Origin of the sequence: Ruminococcus intestinalis (assembly GCF_014288065.1) — a bacterium.
Lineage (GTDB): Bacteria > Bacillota > Clostridia > Oscillospirales > Acutalibacteraceae > Ruminococcoides > Ruminococcoides intestinale_A.
This window is the reverse complement of the sequence record NZ_JACOPS010000004.1, coordinates 164,626-186,613: the sequence shown is the minus strand read 5'-3', so window position 1 is coordinate 186,613 and position 21,988 is coordinate 164,626. Positions and strand designations below refer to the sequence as shown.

Annotated in this window: 24 protein-coding genes; 2 read left to right on the top strand and 22 right to left on the bottom strand. The window is 40.5% G+C overall.

The annotated features are described in order from the left end of the window. Window positions 1-67: 67 nt before the first annotated feature. Window positions 68-802, top strand: coding sequence for a restriction endonuclease subunit S (locus H8R91_RS12140; RefSeq protein WP_186935769.1), 735 nt, complete (start codon window positions 68-70; stop codon window positions 800-802). Here the strand turns inward: H8R91_RS12140 and H8R91_RS09185 are convergent. The 6 genes from H8R91_RS09185 to H8R91_RS09160 form a co-directional block, all read right to left on the bottom strand. Next, window positions 799-1,356, bottom strand: coding sequence for a restriction endonuclease subunit S (locus H8R91_RS09185; RefSeq protein ID WP_186935768.1), 558 nt, complete (start codon window positions 1,354-1,356; stop codon window positions 799-801). The genes H8R91_RS12140 and H8R91_RS09185 overlap by 4 nt on opposite strands. Then, a complete protein-coding gene (locus H8R91_RS09180) occupies window positions 1,349-2,983 on the bottom strand; it encodes an HsdM family class I SAM-dependent methyltransferase (RefSeq protein WP_186935767.1) in 1,635 nt (544 codons plus the stop codon). Before H8R91_RS09180 ends, H8R91_RS09185 begins: the two co-directional genes overlap by 8 nt. Window positions 2,984-2,994: 11 nt before the next feature. After that, window positions 2,995-6,180: a type I restriction endonuclease subunit R gene (locus H8R91_RS09175; protein WP_186935766.1), complete on the bottom strand. Its 3,186-nt coding sequence runs from the start codon at window positions 6,178-6,180 to the stop codon at window positions 2,995-2,997. A gap of 17 nt (window positions 6,181-6,197) precedes the next feature. After that, window positions 6,198-6,404, bottom strand: coding sequence for a helix-turn-helix domain-containing protein (locus H8R91_RS09170; RefSeq protein ID WP_101069754.1), 207 nt, complete (start codon window positions 6,402-6,404; stop codon window positions 6,198-6,200). Between the two features lie 187 nt (window positions 6,405-6,591). Beyond that, window positions 6,592-6,807 carry a hypothetical protein gene (locus H8R91_RS09165; protein ID WP_186935765.1) on the bottom strand — a complete coding sequence of 72 codons (216 nt, stop codon included), beginning with the start codon at window positions 6,805-6,807 and terminating at the stop codon, window positions 6,592-6,594. 155 nt (window positions 6,808-6,962) lie between these two features. Further along, window positions 6,963-7,298 (bottom strand): helix-turn-helix domain-containing protein, encoded by a 336-nt coding sequence (locus H8R91_RS09160; protein WP_186935764.1) that lies wholly within the window; start codon window positions 7,296-7,298, stop codon window positions 6,963-6,965. A 223-nt stretch (window positions 7,299-7,521) separates the two neighbouring features. On the opposite strand from H8R91_RS09160, the gene H8R91_RS12135 reads away from it, so the two are divergent. Continuing rightward, on the top strand, window positions 7,522-7,761 hold the full coding sequence (locus tag H8R91_RS12135; protein WP_243237806.1) for a hypothetical protein: 240 nt from the start codon (window positions 7,522-7,524) through the stop codon (window positions 7,759-7,761). 276 nt (window positions 7,762-8,037) lie between these two features. Here H8R91_RS12135 and H8R91_RS09150 read toward each other — a convergent pair whose 3' ends face one another. The 16 genes from H8R91_RS09150 to H8R91_RS09075 all read right to left on the bottom strand — a co-directional run bounded on the left by H8R91_RS09150 (window position 8,038) and on the right by H8R91_RS09075 (window position 21,901). Next, complete coding sequence (locus tag H8R91_RS09150; RefSeq protein ID WP_186935763.1) at window positions 8,038-9,777, bottom strand: lysozyme family protein; 1,740 nt, start codon at window positions 9,775-9,777, stop codon at window positions 8,038-8,040. Window positions 9,778-9,791: 14 nt separating this feature from the next. Beyond that, window positions 9,792-10,286 carry a hypothetical protein gene (locus tag H8R91_RS09145; protein ID WP_186935762.1) on the bottom strand — a complete coding sequence of 165 codons (495 nt, stop codon included), beginning with the start codon at window positions 10,284-10,286 and terminating at the stop codon, window positions 9,792-9,794. 16 nt (window positions 10,287-10,302) lie between these two features. Then, on the bottom strand, window positions 10,303-11,070 hold the full coding sequence (gene srtB, locus H8R91_RS09140; protein WP_186935761.1) for a class B sortase: 768 nt from the start codon (window positions 11,068-11,070) through the stop codon (window positions 10,303-10,305). Window positions 11,071-11,082: 12 nt separating this feature from the next. Further along, window positions 11,083-11,484: a DUF6075 family protein gene (locus H8R91_RS09135; protein ID WP_186935760.1), complete on the bottom strand. Its 402-nt coding sequence runs from the start codon at window positions 11,482-11,484 to the stop codon at window positions 11,083-11,085. 13 nt (window positions 11,485-11,497) lie between these two features. After that, entirely contained in the window at window positions 11,498-13,831 is a 2,334-nt protein-coding gene (locus H8R91_RS09130; RefSeq protein ID WP_186935759.1) for a VirB4-like conjugal transfer ATPase, CD1110 family, read from the bottom strand. Beyond that, window positions 13,824-14,189 (bottom strand): PrgI family protein, encoded by a 366-nt coding sequence (locus H8R91_RS09125; protein ID WP_186935758.1) that lies wholly within the window; start codon window positions 14,187-14,189, stop codon window positions 13,824-13,826. Before H8R91_RS09125 ends, H8R91_RS09130 begins: the two co-directional genes overlap by 8 nt. Before the next feature lie 68 nt (window positions 14,190-14,257). Next, window positions 14,258-14,971, bottom strand: coding sequence for a hypothetical protein (locus tag H8R91_RS09120; protein ID WP_243237804.1), 714 nt, complete (start codon window positions 14,969-14,971; stop codon window positions 14,258-14,260). 145 nt (window positions 14,972-15,116) lie between these two features. Further along, window positions 15,117-15,953, bottom strand: coding sequence for a VirB6/TrbL-like conjugal transfer protein, CD1112 family (locus tag H8R91_RS09115; protein WP_186935757.1), 837 nt, complete (start codon window positions 15,951-15,953; stop codon window positions 15,117-15,119). Window positions 15,954-16,024: 71 nt separating this feature from the next. Next, the gene (locus H8R91_RS09110; RefSeq protein ID WP_002587808.1) at window positions 16,025-16,384 is read right to left on the bottom strand and encodes a hypothetical protein; all 360 of its coding nucleotides are present in this window, start codon (window positions 16,382-16,384) and stop codon (window positions 16,025-16,027) included. Window positions 16,385-16,402: 18 nt separating this feature from the next. Next, the gene (locus H8R91_RS09105) at window positions 16,403-18,193 is read right to left on the bottom strand and encodes a VirD4-like conjugal transfer protein, CD1115 family (RefSeq protein WP_186935756.1); all 1,791 of its coding nucleotides are present in this window, start codon (window positions 18,191-18,193) and stop codon (window positions 16,403-16,405) included. Beyond that, complete coding sequence (locus tag H8R91_RS09100; protein ID WP_002587806.1) at window positions 18,183-18,386, bottom strand: hypothetical protein; 204 nt, start codon at window positions 18,384-18,386, stop codon at window positions 18,183-18,185. The genes H8R91_RS09105 and H8R91_RS09100 overlap by 11 nt, the downstream gene beginning before the upstream one ends. Window positions 18,387-18,397: 11 nt before the next feature. Further along, on the bottom strand, window positions 18,398-19,282 hold the full coding sequence (locus tag H8R91_RS09095; protein WP_186935755.1) for an LtrC-like protein: 885 nt from the start codon (window positions 19,280-19,282) through the stop codon (window positions 18,398-18,400). Between the two features lie 5 nt (window positions 19,283-19,287). Next, complete coding sequence (locus H8R91_RS09090) at window positions 19,288-20,094, bottom strand: PcfB family protein (protein ID WP_186935754.1); 807 nt, start codon at window positions 20,092-20,094, stop codon at window positions 19,288-19,290. Further along, on the bottom strand, window positions 20,078-21,442 hold the full coding sequence (locus H8R91_RS09085) for a relaxase/mobilization nuclease domain-containing protein (protein ID WP_186935753.1): 1,365 nt from the start codon (window positions 21,440-21,442) through the stop codon (window positions 20,078-20,080). Before H8R91_RS09085 ends, H8R91_RS09090 begins: the two co-directional genes overlap by 17 nt. Further along, window positions 21,433-21,774: a plasmid mobilization protein gene (locus H8R91_RS09080; protein WP_055157016.1), complete on the bottom strand. Its 342-nt coding sequence runs from the start codon at window positions 21,772-21,774 to the stop codon at window positions 21,433-21,435. Before H8R91_RS09080 ends, H8R91_RS09085 begins: the two co-directional genes overlap by 10 nt. Next, entirely contained in the window at window positions 21,743-21,901 is a 159-nt protein-coding gene (locus H8R91_RS09075; RefSeq protein ID WP_002587801.1) for a DUF3789 domain-containing protein, read from the bottom strand. The genes H8R91_RS09080 and H8R91_RS09075 overlap by 32 nt, the downstream gene beginning before the upstream one ends. Window positions 21,902-21,988: the final 87 nt, after the last annotated feature.

Genomic DNA, 21,988 nt, shown 5'->3' with positions numbered 1-21,988 from the left:
AGAGAACGACTACGGAGTGGGTAGTCCCCTGATTTAACTCTCGCCACCCACAAGAGTTATGGGATATATGTTAAACGATAATTTAGAGCAGCAACTTACAACTCTTTATGATTACTGGTTTACACAATTTGACTTCCCTAATGAAAATGGAAAGCCATATCAATCTTCCGGCGGGAAAATGGTTATGAACAACTGTTTGAAGAAGAAAATTCCAAATGGATGGAATGTTGAATCAGTATATTCAAACCAGCTTTCATCAATTATAAAGCCGGGAGTAGATAAATTTGATACTAAAACTTATTTTGCAACGGCAGATATTAAAGGGACTTCTTTATCTTCCGGTACTCTTATAGATTACGAAAACAGAGAGAACCGTGCTAATATGCAACCGAATGTTAATTCAGTATGGTTTGCAAAAATGAAAGACAGTATCAAACATCTTTATCTCAATGAAGAAATGCTACCGATAATATCGAGTTCAATTTTATCAACAGGTTTTTGCGGACTTCAATGCAGTGATGTTAGTTTTGAATATATGGCTTCATATATTTCAAATACATATTTTGAAACACACAAAGATATGCTTGCTCACGGCGCTACACAGGAAGCAGTAAATAATGACGACTTGGCAGGAATACATATTGTAATTCCTGACGATAAAACTCTACAAAATTACCATAGAATCACGCAGCCTATATATTCGCAAATCAGCAAAAACATCTGTGAAAACCAAGAACTTGTTAAAATTCGTGATTGGTTACTTCCTATGTTGATGAATGGACAAGCTACTATTGCTGATTAAGCCGCTAAATTATCGTTTATCTTCTTATTCGCTAACATTTTCATTTCTATGTTATAGAGCAAATCTCCAATTTTTTTCTGTTCTTCATATGGAGGAAGATACAAATATAAAAATGAAAAAATATCCTCATTAAAGCTTGCTCTCAATGTCATCGTTGCATTGTTCGTCATAGTTTTACGAAACAATTTGCTACGCAAATAAAATGCAAGGAATTTGTCATACACAATTCCTGTTGTTTTAGGTCTTAATCTTTTTACAAATCCACTGTAAGTTGCATTAGGATAATCCTTCAGGGCAACCGAACTCATTGCAAGTTCATCTATCGTTTCACTTGTTCGAGTGACGAACACATCGCCTTTTTTTATTGAAAATGTGTTTTGTTCCTCTATTGTAGTATCCATTTTATCAATAAGATTTTCGGGTAAGAAATAATTGTTGAAAACCGTTCCAAATGACAAGAATGGGGCTCCGTGTCCAGCTTGTCCTTTTGTAGAAGATATGCCGGAAGCCATATCATATAAATCACAAAATTTGTATTTTTTTATCTCATTCATATTTTACCTTCTTCAATTGCTCCATAATCTCTATTTTCAGTTTGTCGCCCTCTGTGAAATACTCCTGCAACTTGTCTGCATATGCTGACATACGAGCATTAAATTCGTCCTGAGATAATTCCACATATTCGATTTTTACATCAAAATACTGTCCGGCAGAAAGGGAATACTTCTTTTCCTTGATTTCATCATAAGTGACTGCAACAGAGAAATCATCAACAGCTTCTTTATTAAGGAAAGTATCTACGATTTTATCAATTTCAAAATCACGAAGTCTGCGTTTCTGATTGTTTCCGTCTTTGTATTCCTCGCCAAGTTTTGAAGCGTCTATCAGCACAACTTTTTCTGTTTCTTTGGAATTATCAAAGAACAGGACAGACACATTCGTACCGGTATTTGCAAATACATTTGATGGCATACTGATACAGCCATACACGATATGTTCATCTACAATATGCTGTAATATCTTCTTTTCGACACCGGATTTCGCTGTTACAAAACCGGTAGGTACAACAATCGCACCTTTTCCTTTTGCTTTAAGGGAATTAAGAACGTGCTGAATAAAAAGGGTGTAAATCGCCATACTCTCTTTTTTCTTCGCCGGAACTTTCGGAACACCAGCCCAAAAGCGAACTGGCATTGCAGCAATTCGCTCTCTTGTATCTGAAAAGTCCATTTTGAACGGAGGGTTGGATACTACATAGTCAAAAGTTCTGAGTTCTGTACCGTTGTCGCTCTTGTGATACGGAGCAACAAGCGTATCTCCCTGAATAGCGTGGTCAAGAGAAGATACCAGACCATTCAGAATAAGATTAAGTTTTAACATCTTATTGCTTCGCTGTGAAATATCCTGTGCAAAAATCGTACACTTATCTTCTCCAATTTGATGAGCAAGAGCCATCAAAAGTGTTCCTGTTCCTGCCGACGGGTCGTAACATTCTATATTGTGCAAATCAGTTGCTTTACCAACAAGTAATCTTGCCATAATCGTTGCGATAGCGTGTGGAGTATAATACTCTGCATACTTTCCGCCGCCTGCGGTATTATAGTCTTTAATCAAATATTCAAATATATCTGCAAAGAAATCGTAATGCTGCTCAAATGCTTCCTCAAAAGAGAAATTAACAAGCTTATCTACCAATGCACGGGCAAACGGTGCTCTTGCAGCATCATCAGTTACATACTGCGTCAGTTTTTCAAAAAGCGGAATCTTTGTATTCTGAGCAGTTTGCGTAGAAAATATATCTATATTCTTATCCGCTATGTCTGTCATTGTGCTGTCAAAAATCAGATCGAAATCACCCTTTGCCTGCTGATTCCAAAGATTTGCAATCAAATGTTCCGGATATAAGCGTGGAATATCCGATGATAATGTATCAAAAATATCAAGCCTGTCATCTTCTGACATTTCAGCATAAGTAAGTTCCCACTTTTCCGCATTCTTTAAAGCAGGACTTACTTTTTTTACTTCATATCCGAATTTATCATTCAAAAATTTATAAAGGAAAACCTGTGTAATAATCTTGTATTCATTACCGTCGTTTCCCATACCATAAGTCTGACAGGTCGCTTTTAATGCGTCTATCAGCTCTACGGTTTTTTCTTTTATCGTTTTTGTTTCTGCCATCGTGTTCTCCTTTATGCAACTGAATAAGTTTGATTATACTGGTCGAGATACTGCTTCGTTATTCTACTTTGAATAAATTTTCTGTCATCACGAGCACTCGCTATACCAAGCCTATCAATGCCTAATTTGATTTGTGTCATAACCGTTTGTTCAAAATATGCGTCTTTCTTCAATATATCGTTTCGGTCGTATACCTTTTGGTCTATATCAGTCTTAATAGACTTCAAAACATCCATAATTGATGCGTCATATTCCGAAACAATCGGTTGTTTATTAGCTGCTTTACGAGCAAGATTTTCTTCTCGGATTCTCTTATGAACTCTTGCAAATTTTGCGTCGCCATTATATTTACGGAGCAATACATTATTCTTTTTCTGAAGCTCATCCAATTTTTTAAGAATTTCCTCCAGTTCTTTTCCTTGTTCCTCAATCTCAGTTATACTTTTCGGTTCAAATCCGTGTTCCTTAAAGCGAAGCAAAAATGCTTCCTGCAATGTAATAAATTCTGGGTCGTCCGGGTCAATATTCTGAGTAAAAGCACGAACTGTCTTTCTGTATTTCTCAGTAACATTTTCTTTTCCACCGACAATTTTTAATTCTTCTTCGCTGATTTTACTGAAGTTGAAAGTAATATCTTCCATAGCTTCATTTACAAGCAGTTTTGTTGTATCGTCGCTTGCAAAGAGTTCCTTTTGATTTATATTGTCGATATGGTGCTGAACTTCTGAAATAAGAGAAGGCAACTTTGTCAGTTCCATTCTTGCAAAAGTTTCTTTCAGCTCATCATCGCCAAAAGTTCTTACCAAATTGCAACAATCACGAGCCGCAATCAAAATCTTTTTAAGTTTCAGCAGTTCTTGCTTATCCTCAATCGTGGATATTTCGGTACTAAACGCTTCTGCATTATCGGTCGTGTAATTGAAAAGAACCTGCTGCACTTCCTGCATTTGCTGAATAAGTTCCTGCGGGTCTTCAATAACCTGCTTAAACGTATCCACTTCATTACCTTTTCCAACTTCATTTGGGTCGTTGAAGCGATTAAGTTCTTTCAAATAGGCTGCATTGGTTTCATCAAAATTACGCTTAATATCAGCAAAATCAATCACATATCCGTAGCGGTTATCCTTATATGGTCTATTCACTCTTGTGATTGCCTGCAAAAGATTGTGGTCTTTTAACTTTCTTCCAAAATACAGTCTTTTCAATCTTGGTGCGTCAAATCCGGTAAGCAGCATATTAAATACAATAAGAATATCTACCGTCATATTCTTCTTGAAGTTATTGACGATAGTATCTCTTGTATCTTTATCATCACTGTCATACAGGATAAGTCCTGCTTTCAAATTGCTCTTTAAGGAAGCTGTTTTATTAAGTTCGTTTTGGATTTCATCAAAATAAGCAAATAGTTTTCTTGCCTGCTCACTTGTTTCGCAGATAATCATTCCGCCCAGAGTATTATCTCCCTGAATTTGTCTAAATCGTTTCAAATCAGTGATAATATACCGGAGCAGTTCTTTAACATAATTATCGTGTTCAACAATCTGATTTTTCTTAACATCTTTCTTTTCAACCAATGTTTCAAGTTTCTCATAGATTTCTGAAAGACGCTCTTTATATTGAGTTTCTATATCTTCTCGAATGATTTTCAGCGTATATCCATCTAAGATAGATTTATCATAATAATAAGTGTGCAGATAGTTTCCGAATACTCTCCACGACTCTCGTTCCTCTTTTAACAACGGAGTTCCGGTCAACGCAATCTTAATGGCATTCTTATCTGCATCAAGAAGATTTGCTAAGAATGAGCCTTCCGGCTTATATCCTCTGTGTGCTTCATCTATAATGAAAACTCTCTGCAAATTTGTTGCGTATGCAGGTAAGTCAACTTTTTTTCTATCTTCTTCAAATCGTTGAATATTAACAACTGTTATTTCTGGCTTTCCTGAGTTTCCCTCCTGTGCCTGATTAGTGCGAAATTGTTCCATAAGTTCAGCTCGGGAATTTGCAGTTTTAACAACCAAACCACGAGCTTCAAACTCATCAGATGCCTGTTTCAGCAAATCCAGTCGGTCAACAATAAAATAGAACTTTGCCACCTTATCGTGCTTGCTGAAGTAATCTGAGAGAACATATGTGAGATTATAAGACAAAGCAGTTTTTCCGCTTCCCTGTGTATGCCATATCACACCGGAAGTTACACCTTCATCAATTTTTTTTCTGACAATCAAAGCAGCAAACATCTGCTGATAACGCATTATATGTTTTTGGTCTGTAACCTCAATCTTTCCGTCAACCTCTTTTTGAAAACGAACATAAGTAATGCCGTACTTCAAAATAAACAGTAGCCTTTCGGGGCTGCACATAGAAGTAAGCACACGATTCGTCGGTGTATATGTATCCAAATTTGTCTGATACTCAGGCGTATTATGGATAACCTGACAGTTGAAATCAGATAAAATCTTTCTTTCTACTTCTCTATCTATATCCTTATATGGAAAATCTCGATTATATGGAGCAATTTCTAAATTAGTTGGATTTTCTTCTCTGAAGCAATTAAATGGTGCAGATTGTCTCGCCGTTGTACAGTAAAACGCACCCTGAACAGGAACAATGCCGCCCATTGTGTCATATTCCATATTATTTGAGAAAATCATCAACTGCGTAATGTTCAAAAATCTCCTAAACTTCTTGTTCGGAAATCTCTGATTATTCATTCTCTTGCTTTCTGCAACCATTCCACCGTGATTGTTCGGCTTCTTAACTTCTACAAAAACAAGTGGCAATCCGTTTATAAACAAAGTAATATCCGGTCTGAATTCATCTTGGTCACGCTTACAGGTAAATTCAGCAGTAAAATGATATGTATTATTCTTAGGATTTTCAAAATCCACCAATCTGATTGGCGAAACCGAAAAAAGTCGTTTATAAAAGCTGTGTCCGAGGTCGTCGTTATCCAGTTCCTGCCTTATCGTTTTCAAAACCTGTTCTGCTTCTCCCTTATGTTCGGGATTGAGTTTAACAAATTGTTCCTTGAAAACATTGATTAAGATATTCGTATCCGGGTCATAAATAGTCCCAGCCATATCTTCGGTTATCTTTCCAAAATAGGTGTATCCAATTCTTGTGAGATGAACCATTGCCGGCATTTGCACACGAGTAGCCTCGTTAAACATATTACGCTTACCATTGCCTGCCATATCCAGACCTCCTTAATTCACTCATCCAAAATAACTTCGCATATATCCCCAATATCGCAATGAAATACTTTGCAAATTCTCATAAGCACATCAAGGGATACTGTTTCATTCTTATTCAATTTTGTTGCAACAGACGATGAAATCTCCGCAGCACGCATTAAATCTTGTCTTTTCATTTGATTATCAATCATAAGTTTTTGAAGTTTGTTGTAGCTTATTCTCATCTGTAACGCTCCTTCGTATTCTCCGTTCCTTTTGGTTACAGTTACTCATTTGATATTATACTATGAACAATCTATTTTTTCAAGATATAGAGATTCATTCGCAACTTCTACCCATTAAGGTGTCACTTTTTACAAACACCTAATACAACTCTTTTAAAGAATAATAAAAAAGAGATGCCGAAGCACCTCAATTATACATTCTTTTATTAACATTCAATGCAATCATTGCTATGACCTTTTCTATCGGCGGCTCTTTTCCGTCCGGTGCAACTGCTTTCCAAAAAGCTATTGCTTCCGGTTCAGCACTTTTCATTGCTTCCCGAATAGCAAACTGCATTTCCTCCTTTACTGCTTTTTCGGTTGTTCCATTTTCTTTCGCTATTTGTCTGAAAATGTCGTTCACTTCTACTTCCTCCTATGTCTATTAGTATGTGTCTATCACTGACAGTTGTTGTTATAGCATATTCTCTCTGTCGAAGTCCCGAAAAATTTGTCGATAGCTGAAATTTTTTATACTGAAAAAAAGAAAGCTCGTCGATTAGGACGAACTTCTGTGTTTTATAGAAGTATTTGCTTTGACTGCTTCACAAGTGTGTCTATGACTTCATAAATTCTGTTTCTATCTTCAGGAGCAAGTTTTTCAAGCTTTTCATTCAGCATAGAGTTCTTGACTGTGTATCCCGTTTCCAAGACATCTGTAAGAACCATATCCGATGATACACCTAAAGCATTTAGTATCTTTATGAAAGTTTCGAGTGACGGAATTTTCTCTCCACGCTCAACCATACCAATATAATTTGTTGTCAAGTCTGTTTTCTCAGCCAAATCTTCTTGGCGTAATTTCTTCACAAGTCGGAACTTTCTTATATTCCTGCCGATTGTATCGAGCTTCATCACATCACCTCCCTTAGTGTGTTTCCATAACTAATAGTATAGGTTAAGTCGATTTCAAATCACACGCACCCAAAGGAAGTCAAACCAACTATTAGTGATGATTCCAAACTATTTTTATGTTATACTATAAAAGTAGTAATTCACGATTGTTAATGGCGAACGACAAATCACAACCCAAGAGCCAAGTTAAACAATCCCCAAAAAAACTTAGGGGTAAAAAGGAATGGACGAACAAAAGATAATATTCAGTAATCGGTTTGAAAAAGAGAAATTTGAGGATTACAAAACAGATTTGGAAACTGGCAACGCAATCACTCCCACTTTTTCAGAAGCTAATGATTTTTTAAATTTATACAGAAGAACCGCAGAAGTGTTCCAAGTAAAGAGCGAATTGCTGACAAAGACAAATTCATCAAGACCGTTTACGAGCTATCCAACAGTTTTGAAATTGGCGCTGACCTGATAGAATTTGCCGAGGGATATACCGCCAAGATTTATGTAGATTATGCCTGCTACACTGGATATATCAAGAAGTTATTAGCAATTCTTTTTATCCTTGCCGATGATATTTCCTTTTTAGACGGCAGTAAAGAAAATGCCGATATGCTTTTCAGTTTTACTTATCACACATATCATATTTTCCTAAACAACAGAGAAACAACCGATTTCTCATAATGTACCCGATGGCTACTCAAGCGAGCAGCCATCTTTTCGATTTTCCAGACACCGTCTGGAATTTTTAATACGCCGGAATACCGTAACCGTAAATATTTCTGCTTCCGACTGTGTATTGTCTTTGTCTGCAAGCGTCGCCTGAGTTACCCTCTACGGTATAAACTGTGCCATTCTCGCATTTCTCTACGATACCAACGTGGTCTGTTGTACCATCGCCCTCCCAGTCAAAGAAGATAATATCTCCGGCTTTCGGTTCATAGTTTCGGTCGTTCCATCTGTTGTTTGACTTGAACCAATTTGCACCGTCAATACAACCCGCAAATTTCGGAATAAGTCCGCTATCAATATAACCGCACTGGTCGGCACACCAAGATACAAAGCAAGCACACCATTCTACTCGACTGTCAAAGCCATACCAACTCCAATAAGGTTGTCCGCCCTCATTGCCAATCTGAGTAAGAGCAACCTCAACAATCCCCTGATTGCTACCAGCAGTAAAGGCTCGTCCGTATGGATAGTATCTCAGAACATGAGCCGGATATTGGGTATCTCCATAACTGTCCCAACCAAGTCTTTGTGCCTGCTGAGTGGAAAACTCCACTGCATTGGCATAAGAATATCCACCATACTTCGATTTTGCCCACGAAATATATCCATTACCAAAGTTGTAGCCTTGCAAAGCAAGTTTGATACGCTCCATATCAATCGGACTTTCCACCTCTGCCGAGGTAAGAGCTGCTTTCAATTCCTGAACTCCACACTGGATAGAATATTCAGGGTCTTTAATTCCATTAGGTTCGTGTGGATACTTCGTATTGAAACTGCCCTCTGCTGCCTGCATGGGGTCAAGTCCCCGACCGCCGCTTTCCTGCATCATCACAGCCTTAATCAATTCCACATATTCGGGAATACCATATTGTTTTGCATACTGTCGTATCAATGGGTCGTATGCTTCCACCTCTGCACTTACTTGCGTATAAGTATTGCTTTCACTTCCGCCACCAAACATTGCAACAGCACTTCCAAGTAGGACAACAATCATAATAATTACAACTGCTATCCAACCGCCTGCGGCAATGGCAGCAACCAATGCTTTCGTACCGGCTATGATTGCCTTTACTGTGGCAATAGTCGCTTTTGCTGCGGCTTTCACAGCATTTGCAGTTGCTTTCGCTGTCGCCTTTGCTGCCTGTGCCGCTTTCTGTGAAGCCTTAACGGTGGCTTGTGCTGTTTTCTGTGCGGCTTTTGCTGTCTGCTGACTGGTCTTAATGCTTGCCTTTGCGGTATGCTCGGCAGTCTTAACTGACCTCTGCGTTGTTTTCGCCGCTTCCTTACTAGCAAGTTTGATGTTCTTCTTTCCTGCGGAAGTAGCCGACTGTTTGACCATTTTCTCCGGCTTTTCAAGCGTTTTGATTGCCGATGATGTCTGCGTCTGCGCTGAAGAACTGCCAACCGTTGTAGTTCTTCCTTGCGCTCTCTGAACGTTTATTGATTTTTCGGCTCTCTGCTGTTTGAAGCGTTGAATGCCGTCTTTAGCAGATTGGATATTCTTCTTTGTTTCCTGAACACCTTTTCGCCCTGCTTTATTAAAAGCATACGCACCTTTATGTGCAATTTCATCAATTCCGGCTTCCGTCTTATCAGCAGCATATTCTTCCGCAGTATTCTCTTTTGCATTTACCGAATGTTCCGCTTTGTCCTTTGTGGCGATATATGCCTGTTTCATTTTTTGACCGGCAATGGCTGCTTTATCCAAGGTCTTTATCGTACCCTTAACCGTATCTCTTGTTTTAATATCAGCCACATCAAACCTCCTTCCTAAGCCGGTTGAATCACTCTTTTGAATTTTGTCGAGCTGTCCGCAATAAACTCGTTAATCAATCGGCTTTCTGCTTTTGTTTCGGGATAAGCGGTAATAGAGATTGTCTTTGCGTTCCAGTCAATGGTGTAGCTGTCACTTGCAACATTCGTGATGTGATGCTGTGCGAGAAAGTCCCTGAAATGCTTCATTTCTTCAAGGTCATCAGACATAATCACGTTCACATAGGTTCTGTCCTTTGAGATTTTCTCATTGATAAAGCAGGCAAGAGAACAACCCACACCACCCGCAACGGCAACAACGAGCATTGCTATCTCGTTATTCGCAGAGACAACTCTTTTCGTTATCCAAAAATAAATAAAGTCGGATATGATAACCGCAATGCCTGCAAGTATCCACCGACTTCTCTGTACCAATATTGTCTTTGTTGTACTAAGGGCATTGTCCGCAACTTTCGCTGCGAACAACACCGCCAAATTTATCAAACTAATCATACAAGGTTCATCCCTCCTATTCAGCCGCTTTCTTCGCCACAACAACCATTCTTCCGTTATTACGGGAATACTCGCAAGTTGAAAGTGTAATCAATTTATCGCCATATTCTGCGGTTACTCCCGTATCATAGATTGCAAGTTCCTTGCACTTGGCAATATACGCATTGAATTCATCTTCTGTATCTGCATTGACAAAATCATAGTATCTGAAGCTGTTCGGACTGTCTGTATATACTTCCGTCTTGAAAGCTGCCACTACCTCGTATTTGCCTTTTTCGGTCAGCGTATCGAACTGAATGGTTTTGTGCTTTTCCCAAAAAGATTTATCGGCATATTTCATCAATCCGGCAAACATTGAATTGTCGTTCATATGATGACCGTAGATAACAAGGTTGTCTGACGGAGCGTCCACATCACAGTTTTCCTGTACATATGGGCAGCCATATACCGTGTAGCTTTTATCAAATCCGTGTCTTAAATAGAAATTCGGATTATCCTTTGACTGCATAACCGGATAATTGATTTTGGTATCCTCAACCTTTATCCACCCCACTATATCGTTGTTCTGCATATACAGCTCCTGATAGTCAGGCAGAAAGGCTTTATCCTCGGAATAGGACATTGTATCTTGCGTTTCACCTGCATCTTCAACGGTTTCAATCAGATTGTCGTAGATTTCAGCCTGCTTTTTAGAATCACAATAGTCTTTGACCAAAAATCCAACGCTCACAGCAAGTACAACGCTTAACAGCGATATAACCGCAATTCTCAACTTCTTATTCATTGTTTTGTACCTTTACCTTTCCATATCTTTTCTTTTAGGTGGAGTCAAATCTCTGCAATATTCGGGATACCTGAGTTTAATACCCTCCATAAAGTAGGGAGCATATCCACAACAGAACAACTCATCCGGTGTGAAAAGATTTTCTTTGCCTTCTTCCGTAAAGCCGTTCCAAAGATTAAAGGCAAGGTGGCAGACCTTGACTGTTCCACTGGTCTGCCAGCCACCATACATCCCCTCCGGCACAATGCAATCGTTCTTAAAATCAAACATTTTTCCGATGTTCATTCTCGTTTCTTCGGAAATGCCCATCACATAGAAAAATGCCTGATGATAACAGTCCTTGTGTCTGCATTTTTCGAGATTTTCAAAGACAAAGTCTCTGTGTTCTTTGTTTCTGAATTGAATTTTTGCCATAGAAAACACCTCCTTACACGCCTTCACCGGGCTTCGTTGTCATCAAACGGTACAATTTCGTATTCTTCGGGAACTTATTTGCAAACGGTACAAGCGAACTGCCCACCTTAATAAGTCCGTGTCCTGCATCAACATTTGTGATATACGAAAGCTGTAAATCTGAGATATTCAGAAGCTTTGCAAGCTCCAGTCTGTCAGTAGAAGCCTGATTGAGCATAATGATAAACTCACTGTTTGCAAGCATTGTCCTTGCGGTATGGCTCTGCAAAAGGTCGTCCACATTCTGTGTGATACCTGTTGCATATGCACCGTACTTTCTTACACGCTTCCAGAGTGTAAAGAGGAAGTTTGCAGAATACTCGTGCTGGAATAAGAGATAAATCTCATCAATGAAGATAAAAGTGTGCTTACCTTTTGCTCGGTTTTGTGTAATACGATTCAAAATGCTGTCAAGGACGACAAGCATACCGATTGGCATAAGCTGTTTACCGAGGTCAAGAATATCATAGCAGATAAGACGATTGTGAGTGTCCACATTCGTCTGTTTTGCAAAGGTATTCAGCGAACCGTGAGTAAATAACTCAATGGCAAGAGCAATTTCCTTTGCTTCCGGCTCGTCCTGTTTGAGAAGTTCATCTCTGAAGTCCTGCAAAGTCGGAACCTGACCGGTATAATCATTCTGCTGATAAGTGCGGTAAACACTTGCAGTGCAACGGTCGATGATGGACTTCTGCTTTGCTCCCAAATTCGTACCGCCGATAAGCTGTTCGCAAAGGGACATAATAAACTCGGATTTCAAGATAACAGGATTTGCTCCGTCGCCATAGTCCTTGTTCATATCCATTGCATTGATATGATTTTTCGATGTTGCGGAGATATTGATAATCTCTCCACCAAGTGCATTTACAAGGTGGGAATACTCCCTCTCAGGGTCGATGATGATTACATCAGCATCGGAAGAAAGGATAATATTTTCAATCTCTCCCTTAGCTGCAAAGGACTTACCGCCACCGGATACACCGAGAATAAAGGAGTTACCGTTAAGAAGCTGTTTTCGGTCGGCAATTATCATATTTTTACTGATAACATTCTGACCGTAATAAATGCCGTTCTCGTGGTAAATATCCTGAACTCTGAACGGAATAAACACTGCAAGGCTTTCGGTTGTAAGGGTTCTGAAGGTGTCAATTTTCCTTGTACCGTATGGCATAACGGTATTAAGCCCATCCATCTGCTGAAATTTAAGAACCGCAAACTGACAAAGATGTTTTCTCGCTGTTGTGAGCAACGCTTCCGTATCGTTATCGAGCTGTTCTTTGGTATCTGCGGTATGCACCATCGTAAGCACTGCGAACATCATTCTCTGGTCACGGGTGGTAAGGTCATCAAGGAACTCTTTCATTTCCTTTTTCTGCTGTTCCATATCATAAGGAACGGTTGCCGAAAAGTTGTTGTTCATATTCTGCTTTCTCTGCCAGTTCGTGATGTTGGTTTCTACACCGAGCAATCTGTTTTCGGCTTCTCTGACTGCTTCATCGGTAGGAACAGGTACAATATCAATGGACATCATCAGATTTCGGTTCATATCCGTAAGTTCCGCCACCATACTGTCCTTGATATAGGACGCATATTCACGTAAAAAGATAACTCTGCCATAACGATTGCCGATTTTGAAATAATCACTTTCAAATTCTAAAGAATCCGGGCAGATATAGTCCTTGAAATCGTGTCCTTTCTTTCGGGTTTCCTTAATATCAAAATGATACGAAGTTTCCTCTCCCACACGGAAGAAGTCGTGAATAATGCGAAGTCGCTCATCCGTTTCAAGTTCCACACACTTACTGCCAAGTCGTGAAAAGTGTGAAATCAAATCTGCACCTACACGGGCAAAATAGGTTCTTGCGTCATCCACATTCTTTTTATTGATGGAGATGGTCACATACTTATCCTGCACCGTTGAATTTGCTCCCGTCGCTTTATCAAGCAACATTTTGTTGTATTCCTCTCGATACTCGTCCAGTTCATCTCCTGTTTCCGGAATAAGAATTGTTTTCTCAAAATCCAAACGGTTCAATCGTCTGTTGTTGATAGTGAGTTTTGTGGTTGCTCCACTGTCAAGAGAGTTAAGCAGTTCCGAATACTCAAGGAACATCGCTTCCTTATCTTCTCGGCTGGCAACAGCGTAGTTAATATCCGTGAACTTAAAGGATTTGGAATACTTATCTTTACCAACTCTGAAGATACCGTCATCATAGATAGCAGTAACCGGAATACAGTCCTGCACACCCTTCGGCACAACAAATTTTTCCTTATCCTGCTTAAAGATGTTGTTTAATGTCTTAATCATTATTCTTGTAAACCTCCTTTGTCTTTTTCTCAATGTTCGGTTTCATCAGCTCTAAATAGGTGTTTGTAGAGTGAAACACCAACTTCTTGGGCATAAGAAATTCGGACTTAATCCAAGCCCAGATAAATTTCTCTGCTGTCATTCCGTTGTATTTCACAAAGCCGAGAGCCGCAAACGGTGCTGCTCCCAAAATACACACCCACGATACCGTTTCCGTTCCAATATGCGGTTTGAGTAAGAAGTACAATCCTACTGCTACACCACACGCAAGGACAGAAAAAATGAACTGTCTTAGCGACAGTCCGAAAAACATTGATTCTGTGTAATTTCGTATTTCTCTGTTAATTTTTACTTCCATTAGAAATTCCTTTCTATGACAAATAAAAAAGCACCGCCATAACTGACAGTGCCACATCGTATCGTGCATTACCAAAGGTTTAAATAAGTAAGTCCTCTTGGTAAATTATCTTCTTCATTTTCTAAACCTTGCTGTATGTGATTATAAACATTATGAATACTTTCCAAATACAGAATAAAGGACTTTTTGTTCATATCCCTATTACGATTTTTTAACTTGATATACTCATCACGAACACAATTCCATCCCTGCTCATATTCAAGTATTTCTTGAAGTTTGCAGTCTGCATTTTGTGATAGGACTCTATCTTCAAATGAATAGCGATTGTTTTTCTTCCAATTCTTGATATATCTATATCCATTGTCCAAATTGTCATCATCTAAATAATAAATTATCGCAAAATCACAGCTTCTGATAATCTTGGAATGTTTTTTATCAACAACCTTTATGGTAATAGAAGAAGTGGAGTCTTCGGGTTCTCCGTACTTTGTACCTTTGAGCGACTTGGAAAAAGCTCTCATAAACTGCTCTTTCAGTTTTTTGGGATTGTCCCATAAATCGCTCTTTTGCAAAATTAGATTGTAATCAAAATCATAACCTCTGTTACCATCTTTTATCTTAGTGACGAGGTGTCGATTTGCACTTCCAATCAATTTGAATTGAAAAGTCGTATCATATTCGGTTTTCATTATTTTTTGAACCTTTTTTATGATACTTTCAATTTCCTCTTTATAAGGCTTGTATTCTGCTTTGCTGACATATTCGTACATATACTTGACCATCCTATCTTTACTTCCTCAATCCGACCATTTAGCAAAGCTAAATCATTATAGTATATCACGATTTTTTCACTTGTCAATTATTTTTATTTGTTTTTGTGTTTTTCAGGCAAGAATTTTGCCTGAAGATTTGTTGCAAAAACCTCCGTTATAAGCCCATCATTTCTCTGATAATACGGTCACTCATCTTTACTGCACCGACAAGAACAAGCATATTAAATACAAGTTCTCCGATATATGACCATACCTGTGTGACTGCCGCAGCGTCCGGGTTTACTACCGGCGGACTTGACGCAAACAGTGAGAAGATTATGCAGGCAAGCACGATTACTGCACCTTCAAGCAGTACCGCACAGTAACTTTTAATAAAACTCTTGCCCACATTCTGCGTTGGTTCTCCGGCAAAGGTAGATAGCGGTATCGGTGCTAATGCCGTGTACATATACAGTTTGAAAAATCTGCCGTAAACCGTCATTATCAGAATGAATGACAACACCGTAATAAAAAGACCGCCTATCAGAGTCACTGCCCATAGCGGAATGCTTTCAAAGAATCCACAGTCCTCAATGGTTGTTACCATTTCGGATGGGAGCGTCGTTTGATTCGGTGTTCCAAATCCCGATGATGTCATAATAGTTGAAATGATACCTTGAACGATATTGAATAAAGCAAGCATAAGCTCCATACCGTAGGTTATGACACCTTTGGCAATGGCAAAGCGAACAAACAATTTCAGTGCGTGTTCCGGCTTTTTCACATCGGTAAAGCTTCCGCAGGTACGGACAACACCCACCACAAAGAACAGCACTAATAGTGCAAGCCCGATTGCCTGAACCGCTCCGTTAATAGTTACCATCACATTCCATATGCTTCCGCCTTTGAAATCCTGCGGTGTTGTGGTTAAAAGCCGCCATATCTCGCTTAATTTATCGTTCCAAGTTTCAAGAGCGTTTTCGAGGTTTTGAACTACCCAGTTATCGCTCATTCATTCGCACCTCCTTGTAAAAATGGGGCATACCCGTTTTGGCGAATATGCCCCGTGATAACTGTTGCTTCTTAGCCTGTGATAAGAGTAAGGATTTCTTTTGCGAAAGTAATGATGATACCTCCGGCAAGAGTAAGAAAACCGTTTGCTCTCTGGGACGGGTCGTGGGACTTCAAAGAAAGTCCGACCTGCACAATACCAAAACCGAGCAGGATAAGTCCGATTGCACGGATAAGTCCGAAAATGAAATCGGACAGATTGTTTACTACCGTGATAGGGTCGTTTGCCGCAAATGCGGTTACACCTGTGCCGAGTACAACGGTCATCGCCAATACTGCCACACAATAAGCACGATAGCCTTTCTTGACTTTTCCGGTCATCGGCAGTTTAGAAGTTGCTTTGTTTTCTGTGTTTTTCTTAAAAAATCTCATTGTAATTTCCTCCTGTGATTAAAAATTGTTATCTACTTCAAAATCCTCATCGGACAGAAGTTCATAAGTGGTTTCTCCGTAATTGCTTTCCTCAACCTCATCCGGGTCAATGGCAAGAACGGAAATAGATGAGTGCGGTATCGTCACTTCTCCGTGCTTGTACGGTTTCTCTTTTCCGTCTGTGGTCAATGCCACATTCGGGTGCTTCAAGATGTCGTACTTAAAATCCATAATCGGTCGCTCCCCTCGGATAAATAAAATCGCATATTGGTTATCCAGCATACGCACTTCATCCGGAGTGAGAAGCTCACGACCGCTTATCTGATAATTGGTGGAGTAGTTACCGCTTCGCCCGGAACTCTTACCGTAAGTGTTCGTGTCGATGGTTTCCTTACCAAGCAGCTCCGACACATATTTGTGTGTGCTTTGCTCGTTGCCGCCAAGATACAGAAATTCATCGCAGTTGCCCACGATACTTTCCCATTGCTTTTCAAACAAGGCTTTAAGCTGTGCCAAGTTCTGTAAGATGATACTGACCGACACTCCTCTGGAACGCATTACCGAAAGTATCTTGTCAAAGTCATCCGGCAATGAAACATTGGCAAATTCGTCCATCAGAAAATGGACGGGAACGGGAAGCGAACCTCCGTGGATATGGTCGGCAGCATAGAATAACTGCTGAAATAGTTGGGTATATAAAATCGACACCAGAAAATTGAAACTGGAGTCGTTATCGGGTATCAGGGCAAACAGAGCAACTTTTTTCTCGCCCATAGAGGGCAGGTCTAACTCGTCTGCCGAAGTTAAAGAAGCAAGACTTTCAAGATTGAATTTCTCAAGCCTTGCGGCAAGCGTTATCTGAATGGATTTCAGTGTCTTTGTCGAACCGGAATGATAGGAACGGTAATACTTTAGAGCAATATGGTCGGGATTGTTCATCTCAAGCTCTGCAAATAATTCATCGAGAGGAGAGGGTCTTGTATCTTCCTCATCCTCAATCGAACCGGCTCTGAGCATTTCCATAACCATTGCAAAGTTCTGTTCTTCCTCCGGTGCTTCATAGCGTAAATAAAACACCAACGCCAAAAGGAGCATAGAAGCTGAAGTGTCCCAAAACGGGTCTTGGGACTGACTGCCCTTTGGTGTGGTGCTTTTAAATAAGTTAGTTACAAGTTTCTGCACATCGTTGTCGTTCTGAAGATACACAAACGGATTGTAACAGTGGCTCTTTTCCATAGAGATAAGGTCAAGAACTCTGACCTCATATCCTTTTTTCTCAAGAAGTTTTCCCGTATCCCTCAAGATTTCGCCTTTCGGGTCAAGGATTACAAAAGAGGTATTGCACTGCATAAGGTTGGGCTTACAGTAAAATCTTGTTTTACCTGCACCGGAACCGCCGCATACCAGTGTATTCAGATTTCGTCTGTGCTTTTTCGCATTCAATCCGATACGGACATTCTGTGTCATCAGCTTGTTATCGGAGTACGGAGACTGTCTGTACTTCTTATCCACGGCTCTTGCATTGCCCCATTTTGCAGAACCGTGTTCCTCCCGCCTGCGGTAGTTTCTCTGTGTGGAGAAATATATCCCGATACCCATTCCATAGCACAAAAGCAAAATGAGGACAGTTTTTACGCTGTCCTCACAAACTTCTATATGAAACGGATTGTTAAATACATTCATCAGGCTCGGCAATATCTCCGGCAATCCGCCTTTAACTGACGGAGCTATGAGAAGTGCCAGCCACACAACCGGAACAATACCGATGACAGAAAGAATAATCGCAGACTGTCTTTCGTTATCTCGCATCGCCGGAGCGTTCCTTTTCAATAACCTTGAATTTTTTCTTTGGGGCAGTCCCGACCTTGATAATCAGGTCGTCCACAGCATCGGTTGATTTACCCTCGTTCATTAAATCTGTTTTCTCATCATTGAGAGAACGGATAACGATACCGTGTTCATAATCATCCAACGCTATATGGTAAAGTTCTTCTTTCGCCATATCTGTACCTCTTATCTTTCATAATCTTTTGTGCGTGCCTGCTTTTTCTTGTACAGTTCGTCTGATACACGGGAATGAATATCCGTCATCGCATTTCTCGTCTTGGAAAGTTCAAAACGAATGTCCTTCGGCTCTTTGTTTGCCAGCTTATCCGGAATACGGTTAATGGCAAAATTCTGTGTATCAATACCGTACTTTTTGCAAAGCATATATCCGATACATACCGCCTGAAATCCCATATCGGAACGGCTGTAACTGTCGCTGTTGATGGAAAGCTGTGCGTGTCCCAGTTCCTGTGCCACACACTGAGCAACCGCTACGCTGTCTCCCACATCACGCTTTACATACAAGGTTTGCTCCTCATTGTTATAGAACGCTGCCATATTCGGATAGGGGAGGTCGTTTGTCGCTTCCACATTCACAGGCGAGGAATCAAGCATTGTGGTAATCAGTGCTTTCGGGTCACGATTAGCTGTCGGTGCAGGCGGTCGTTTCCCATTGGTCTGTGCCACATCAAACACTTTCTTCACATTGTAGGAAATGCCTGTTGCACCGTCACGCTTTGCATATTCCACCGGTTCAAGAATGGAAATGCTCTTAGCACCCTTTGTGATTTTAATGTTGTCTTTGCTCCAGTCATCAAAATCTTTAAGCTGTACCGCCTGCGGATACTGCTTGTAAATCAAAAGTGCGTTGACTGCCGAATATCTGTCAAGTCGGCTCTGCGTATCAAGGAACGCTTTGAATTTCTCCGGCGAAGATACAATCTCTTTCGCCGCTTCATCCGCAAGCTGATACACACCGTCTTTCTCGGCTCGTTTCTTTTCGGCATATTCCTCTTTGGAAAGTCTCGGTCGCTGAGTGCCTGCTTTTGCAGGAGTAAAATTTTCTGTCATTGTAATTACCTCTCTTTCGTTTTCTTTGATTTTGTTTTCGGCTGTTGGTGTACCGTCTGCTTCGGTGCAGAAGGATGCTTTGCCTTATCTGTTTCCGGCTCTTTGCGTTCTGCTTCTTTTTGCTGTTTTGCCTGAGCCTTATAGCGGTCAAGTTTCTCTTTAACCGATGGCTTCTTCTGTCTGTCAACAGCAATACCCTTATCAGTTTGCATATCTTCCGGCTCTGAGTTTTGCCTTGACGGAGGGTTTTTGTCCGTTTTGGCGGTTGTGGGGTTTGACTGTGCGTTTTCCTCTTTCTGAAGTGGTTTTCGTACAGCTTCCTCCGTGATGATTTCATTCTTGGATTTTGTCGGCTTATCTTTTTCCACAGCTTCTCGTTTTTCAACCGCTTTCTGCGATTCTGTTACGATTGCCGCCTTATCCACCTTACCGAGTTCAAATCTCTCAACGATTCTCTGAATTTTAGAAGCGTCCTCCGCACGTGCGATAATATCAATCGGAACATTATCTCCCCTTGTGTTCTTATCTCGGAGAACACAATAGAGAACACCGTAGCGTTTTGCCTGTTCGGTAAACTTCTTCAAATCCTTATTTGGAATGGAAAATACTTTCAATTCCTTGCCCGATTTAATCATATTGGTAAGACGGGCTTTGCCTCTTGTCTTGTTCGCCTGCGTTGCTTCCTGCTTCAACACGGAAGCAAGAAGAATTGCGATATTCTTTGCAGCTGAACCGGTAAGTCTTGCAGCAACTTCAAAGCCTTCAAGGGATAACCTGACGACCTGTTCTGCTGCGTCACCTGAATTTGTCATTTCGCTTTTGCTCCTTTCGCTGTTGTTTTTCTTCTTCGGCTCTGATTGTTTCAAGGTTCTGCTCCATAACCTTTGACCTCTCGGCAATGTCGTCACAGAGACGAACCTCTTTGTTCAGCTCCCGAATTTTATCGCTTACCGTCGAAATCTGTTCTTTGACCTTAGACAGCTCATCGTCACTCATCTTTGTTCTTGCTTTTTTTCGCAGGTGCGTTCTGTCGTCATTCAAAGTTTTAATCTGACCTTTCAGCGACTCTTTATATGAGAAAAGCTGCTCGTCCGTAGAAATATTTTCTCGTCCGAGCAGCCTTGTCTCTGCTGTGATTTTATCCAGCTTCAATAAATCCTCTTTCAAAAGATAGTGAAGCCTTGCTGTATTCTGTTTTTTATATTTTGGCAGATAACCAAGCCTGTAACAATAATACAGATACAAACCATACAGTCCGCCCACTTTTTTGATTTTGTTTTCTCTTGTAGGCAATCGGTACTGCCTGATAACCACCGTCTGCTTTGCAAACGGAACTATGCGTACTCTCTGATTTTCCATAAGCCTACGCCTGATTGCTTTCTCGGTATAATCTTCTCCGAGATTTTTTAGTCGTATGGGTTTCGTGTACCCTTTCGGTACAATCGTCCAATACTTTCGGCTCTCGCTTAGACAATGCTCATATCCCATCTGTGTAAGTGCGTAGTCAAGACTTCTGATATTTGTGCTGTGGGCAATCGCTTCATCTATGGCTTCTCGCACCATAGAATATCTGGTCGGCATTCCCGCCTGTTCCTGCTTATAGTAGTAAGAGGATTGCTTACTGCGATTTGGGTTAGGATTGTAATATAATCCATATTTCTCACAAATACGGTCGGCAACTTTTCTGAACTTAAACCACGAGGTATCTTGACATCGCTTGCCGTCTTTGAATGAAACAGAGTTAATTACATAATGGCAATGCAGGTGTTTGGTGTTCAGGTGCGTTGTAACAACAACTTGAAATCTTTTTCCCCACACTTCGTTTGCAAACTCCATTCCGATTTTCTGTGCAAGCTCCGGTGTGATATTTTGTTCCTTAAAACTCAAATATCCGTGATAGGCTTGTATGCCATCCTCTTTCCCATATGCCTGCTTGACAGATACAAACTGGTCACGGGCAGTGGTCGGATTGCAGTTGATACCTTCCACGAAATATTCTCGTTCAGTTTTTTCTTCGTCCTTTGCATAGGAGAGAACATCAGCAAGTGCCTGATACTGCTCCTCGGAATAAATATCTGCCGCCGTCTTTTCAGGATTGGCAGCATAGTCGATAACCTGACCGAGCCTTGAATTGACTGCCCACAACTTGCTTACTGCCATTTCATTTCGCTCTTATCGGGTCTTAAATAAGTACGCTCAATATCTGCCTGAAACTTATGCCAACGCTCCGCTTCCTTTTTAAGCTGCGGTGCATCAACAAAGCCAAGTGTATTTGCTTTGACTGCAAGCTGATTGATGTTGTTTCCGATAGAGGAAAGTTCACGCATCACATCGTAAAATCTTTCGTCCGGCTTTTCTCTCGGCTCATATCCTCGAAGAAGCAAACGGATAAGTCCGGCTTCACTCAGGCAAGCCTTTTTTGCCTTCTTCTGCAAATCCTGTGCTTCATCTCGACTGAACCTAACAATCTTCTGAATGTTTCTTTTCCTCATTTTCTGTGCCATCCTTTCTTGTGATGATATAGTGTCTGTCCTTGTTTATCTGAAACAGACACATAAAAGTGACTCCGATAAAGCCGCCGGCAATTACACCGACGGCAACCAATGCTATCTCACGCATAGCGTTCTCCTTTCTCTTGGGGTATTAGGGGCAACCCCTAACGAGGTATTTGGTAGTGTGCTATCCAAATACACTGCTCGCTAAGAA

Coding starts and splice junctions, on each gene's coding strand:
- H8R91_RS12140 (WP_186935769.1), top strand. CDS start 68: ATGTTAAACGATAATTTAGAGCAGCAACTTACAACTCTTTATGATTAC.
- H8R91_RS09185 (WP_186935768.1), bottom strand. CDS start 1,356: ATGAATGAGATAAAAAAATACAAATTTTGTGATTTATATGATATGGCT.
- H8R91_RS09180 (WP_186935767.1), bottom strand. CDS start 2,983: ATGGCAGAAACAAAAACGATAAAAGAAAAAACCGTAGAGCTGATAGAC.
- H8R91_RS09175 (WP_186935766.1), bottom strand. CDS start 6,180: ATGGCAGGCAATGGTAAGCGTAATATGTTTAACGAGGCTACTCGTGTG.
- H8R91_RS09170 (WP_101069754.1), bottom strand. CDS start 6,404: ATGAGAATAAGCTACAACAAACTTCAAAAACTTATGATTGATAATCAA.
- H8R91_RS09160 (WP_186935764.1), bottom strand. CDS start 7,298: ATGAAGCTCGATACAATCGGCAGGAATATAAGAAAGTTCCGACTTGTG.
- H8R91_RS12135 (WP_243237806.1), top strand. CDS start 7,522: ATGGACGAACAAAAGATAATATTCAGTAATCGGTTTGAAAAAGAGAAA.
- H8R91_RS09145 (WP_186935762.1), bottom strand. CDS start 10,286: ATGATTAGTTTGATAAATTTGGCGGTGTTGTTCGCAGCGAAAGTTGCG.
- srtB (WP_186935761.1), bottom strand. CDS start 11,070: ATGAATAAGAAGTTGAGAATTGCGGTTATATCGCTGTTAAGCGTTGTA.
- H8R91_RS09135 (WP_186935760.1), bottom strand. CDS start 11,484: ATGGCAAAAATTCAATTCAGAAACAAAGAACACAGAGACTTTGTCTTT.
- H8R91_RS09130 (WP_186935759.1), bottom strand. CDS start 13,831: ATGATTAAGACATTAAACAACATCTTTAAGCAGGATAAGGAAAAATTT.
- H8R91_RS09125 (WP_186935758.1), bottom strand. CDS start 14,189: ATGGAAGTAAAAATTAACAGAGAAATACGAAATTACACAGAATCAATG.
- H8R91_RS09120 (WP_243237804.1), bottom strand. CDS start 14,971: ATGGTCAAGTATATGTACGAATATGTCAGCAAAGCAGAATACAAGCCT.
- H8R91_RS09115 (WP_186935757.1), bottom strand. CDS start 15,953: ATGAGCGATAACTGGGTAGTTCAAAACCTCGAAAACGCTCTTGAAACT.
- H8R91_RS09110 (WP_002587808.1), bottom strand. CDS start 16,384: ATGAGATTTTTTAAGAAAAACACAGAAAACAAAGCAACTTCTAAACTG.
- H8R91_RS09105 (WP_186935756.1), bottom strand. CDS start 18,193: ATGCGAGATAACGAAAGACAGTCTGCGATTATTCTTTCTGTCATCGGT.
- H8R91_RS09100 (WP_002587806.1), bottom strand. CDS start 18,386: ATGGCGAAAGAAGAACTTTACCATATAGCGTTGGATGATTATGAACAC.
- H8R91_RS09095 (WP_186935755.1), bottom strand. CDS start 19,282: ATGACAGAAAATTTTACTCCTGCAAAAGCAGGCACTCAGCGACCGAGA.
- H8R91_RS09090 (WP_186935754.1), bottom strand. CDS start 20,094: ATGACAAATTCAGGTGACGCAGCAGAACAGGTCGTCAGGTTATCCCTT.
- H8R91_RS09085 (WP_186935753.1), bottom strand. CDS start 21,442: ATGGCAGTAAGCAAGTTGTGGGCAGTCAATTCAAGGCTCGGTCAGGTT.
- H8R91_RS09080 (WP_055157016.1), bottom strand. CDS start 21,774: ATGAGGAAAAGAAACATTCAGAAGATTGTTAGGTTCAGTCGAGATGAA.
- H8R91_RS09075 (WP_002587801.1), bottom strand. CDS start 21,901: ATGCGTGAGATAGCATTGGTTGCCGTCGGTGTAATTGCCGGCGGCTTT.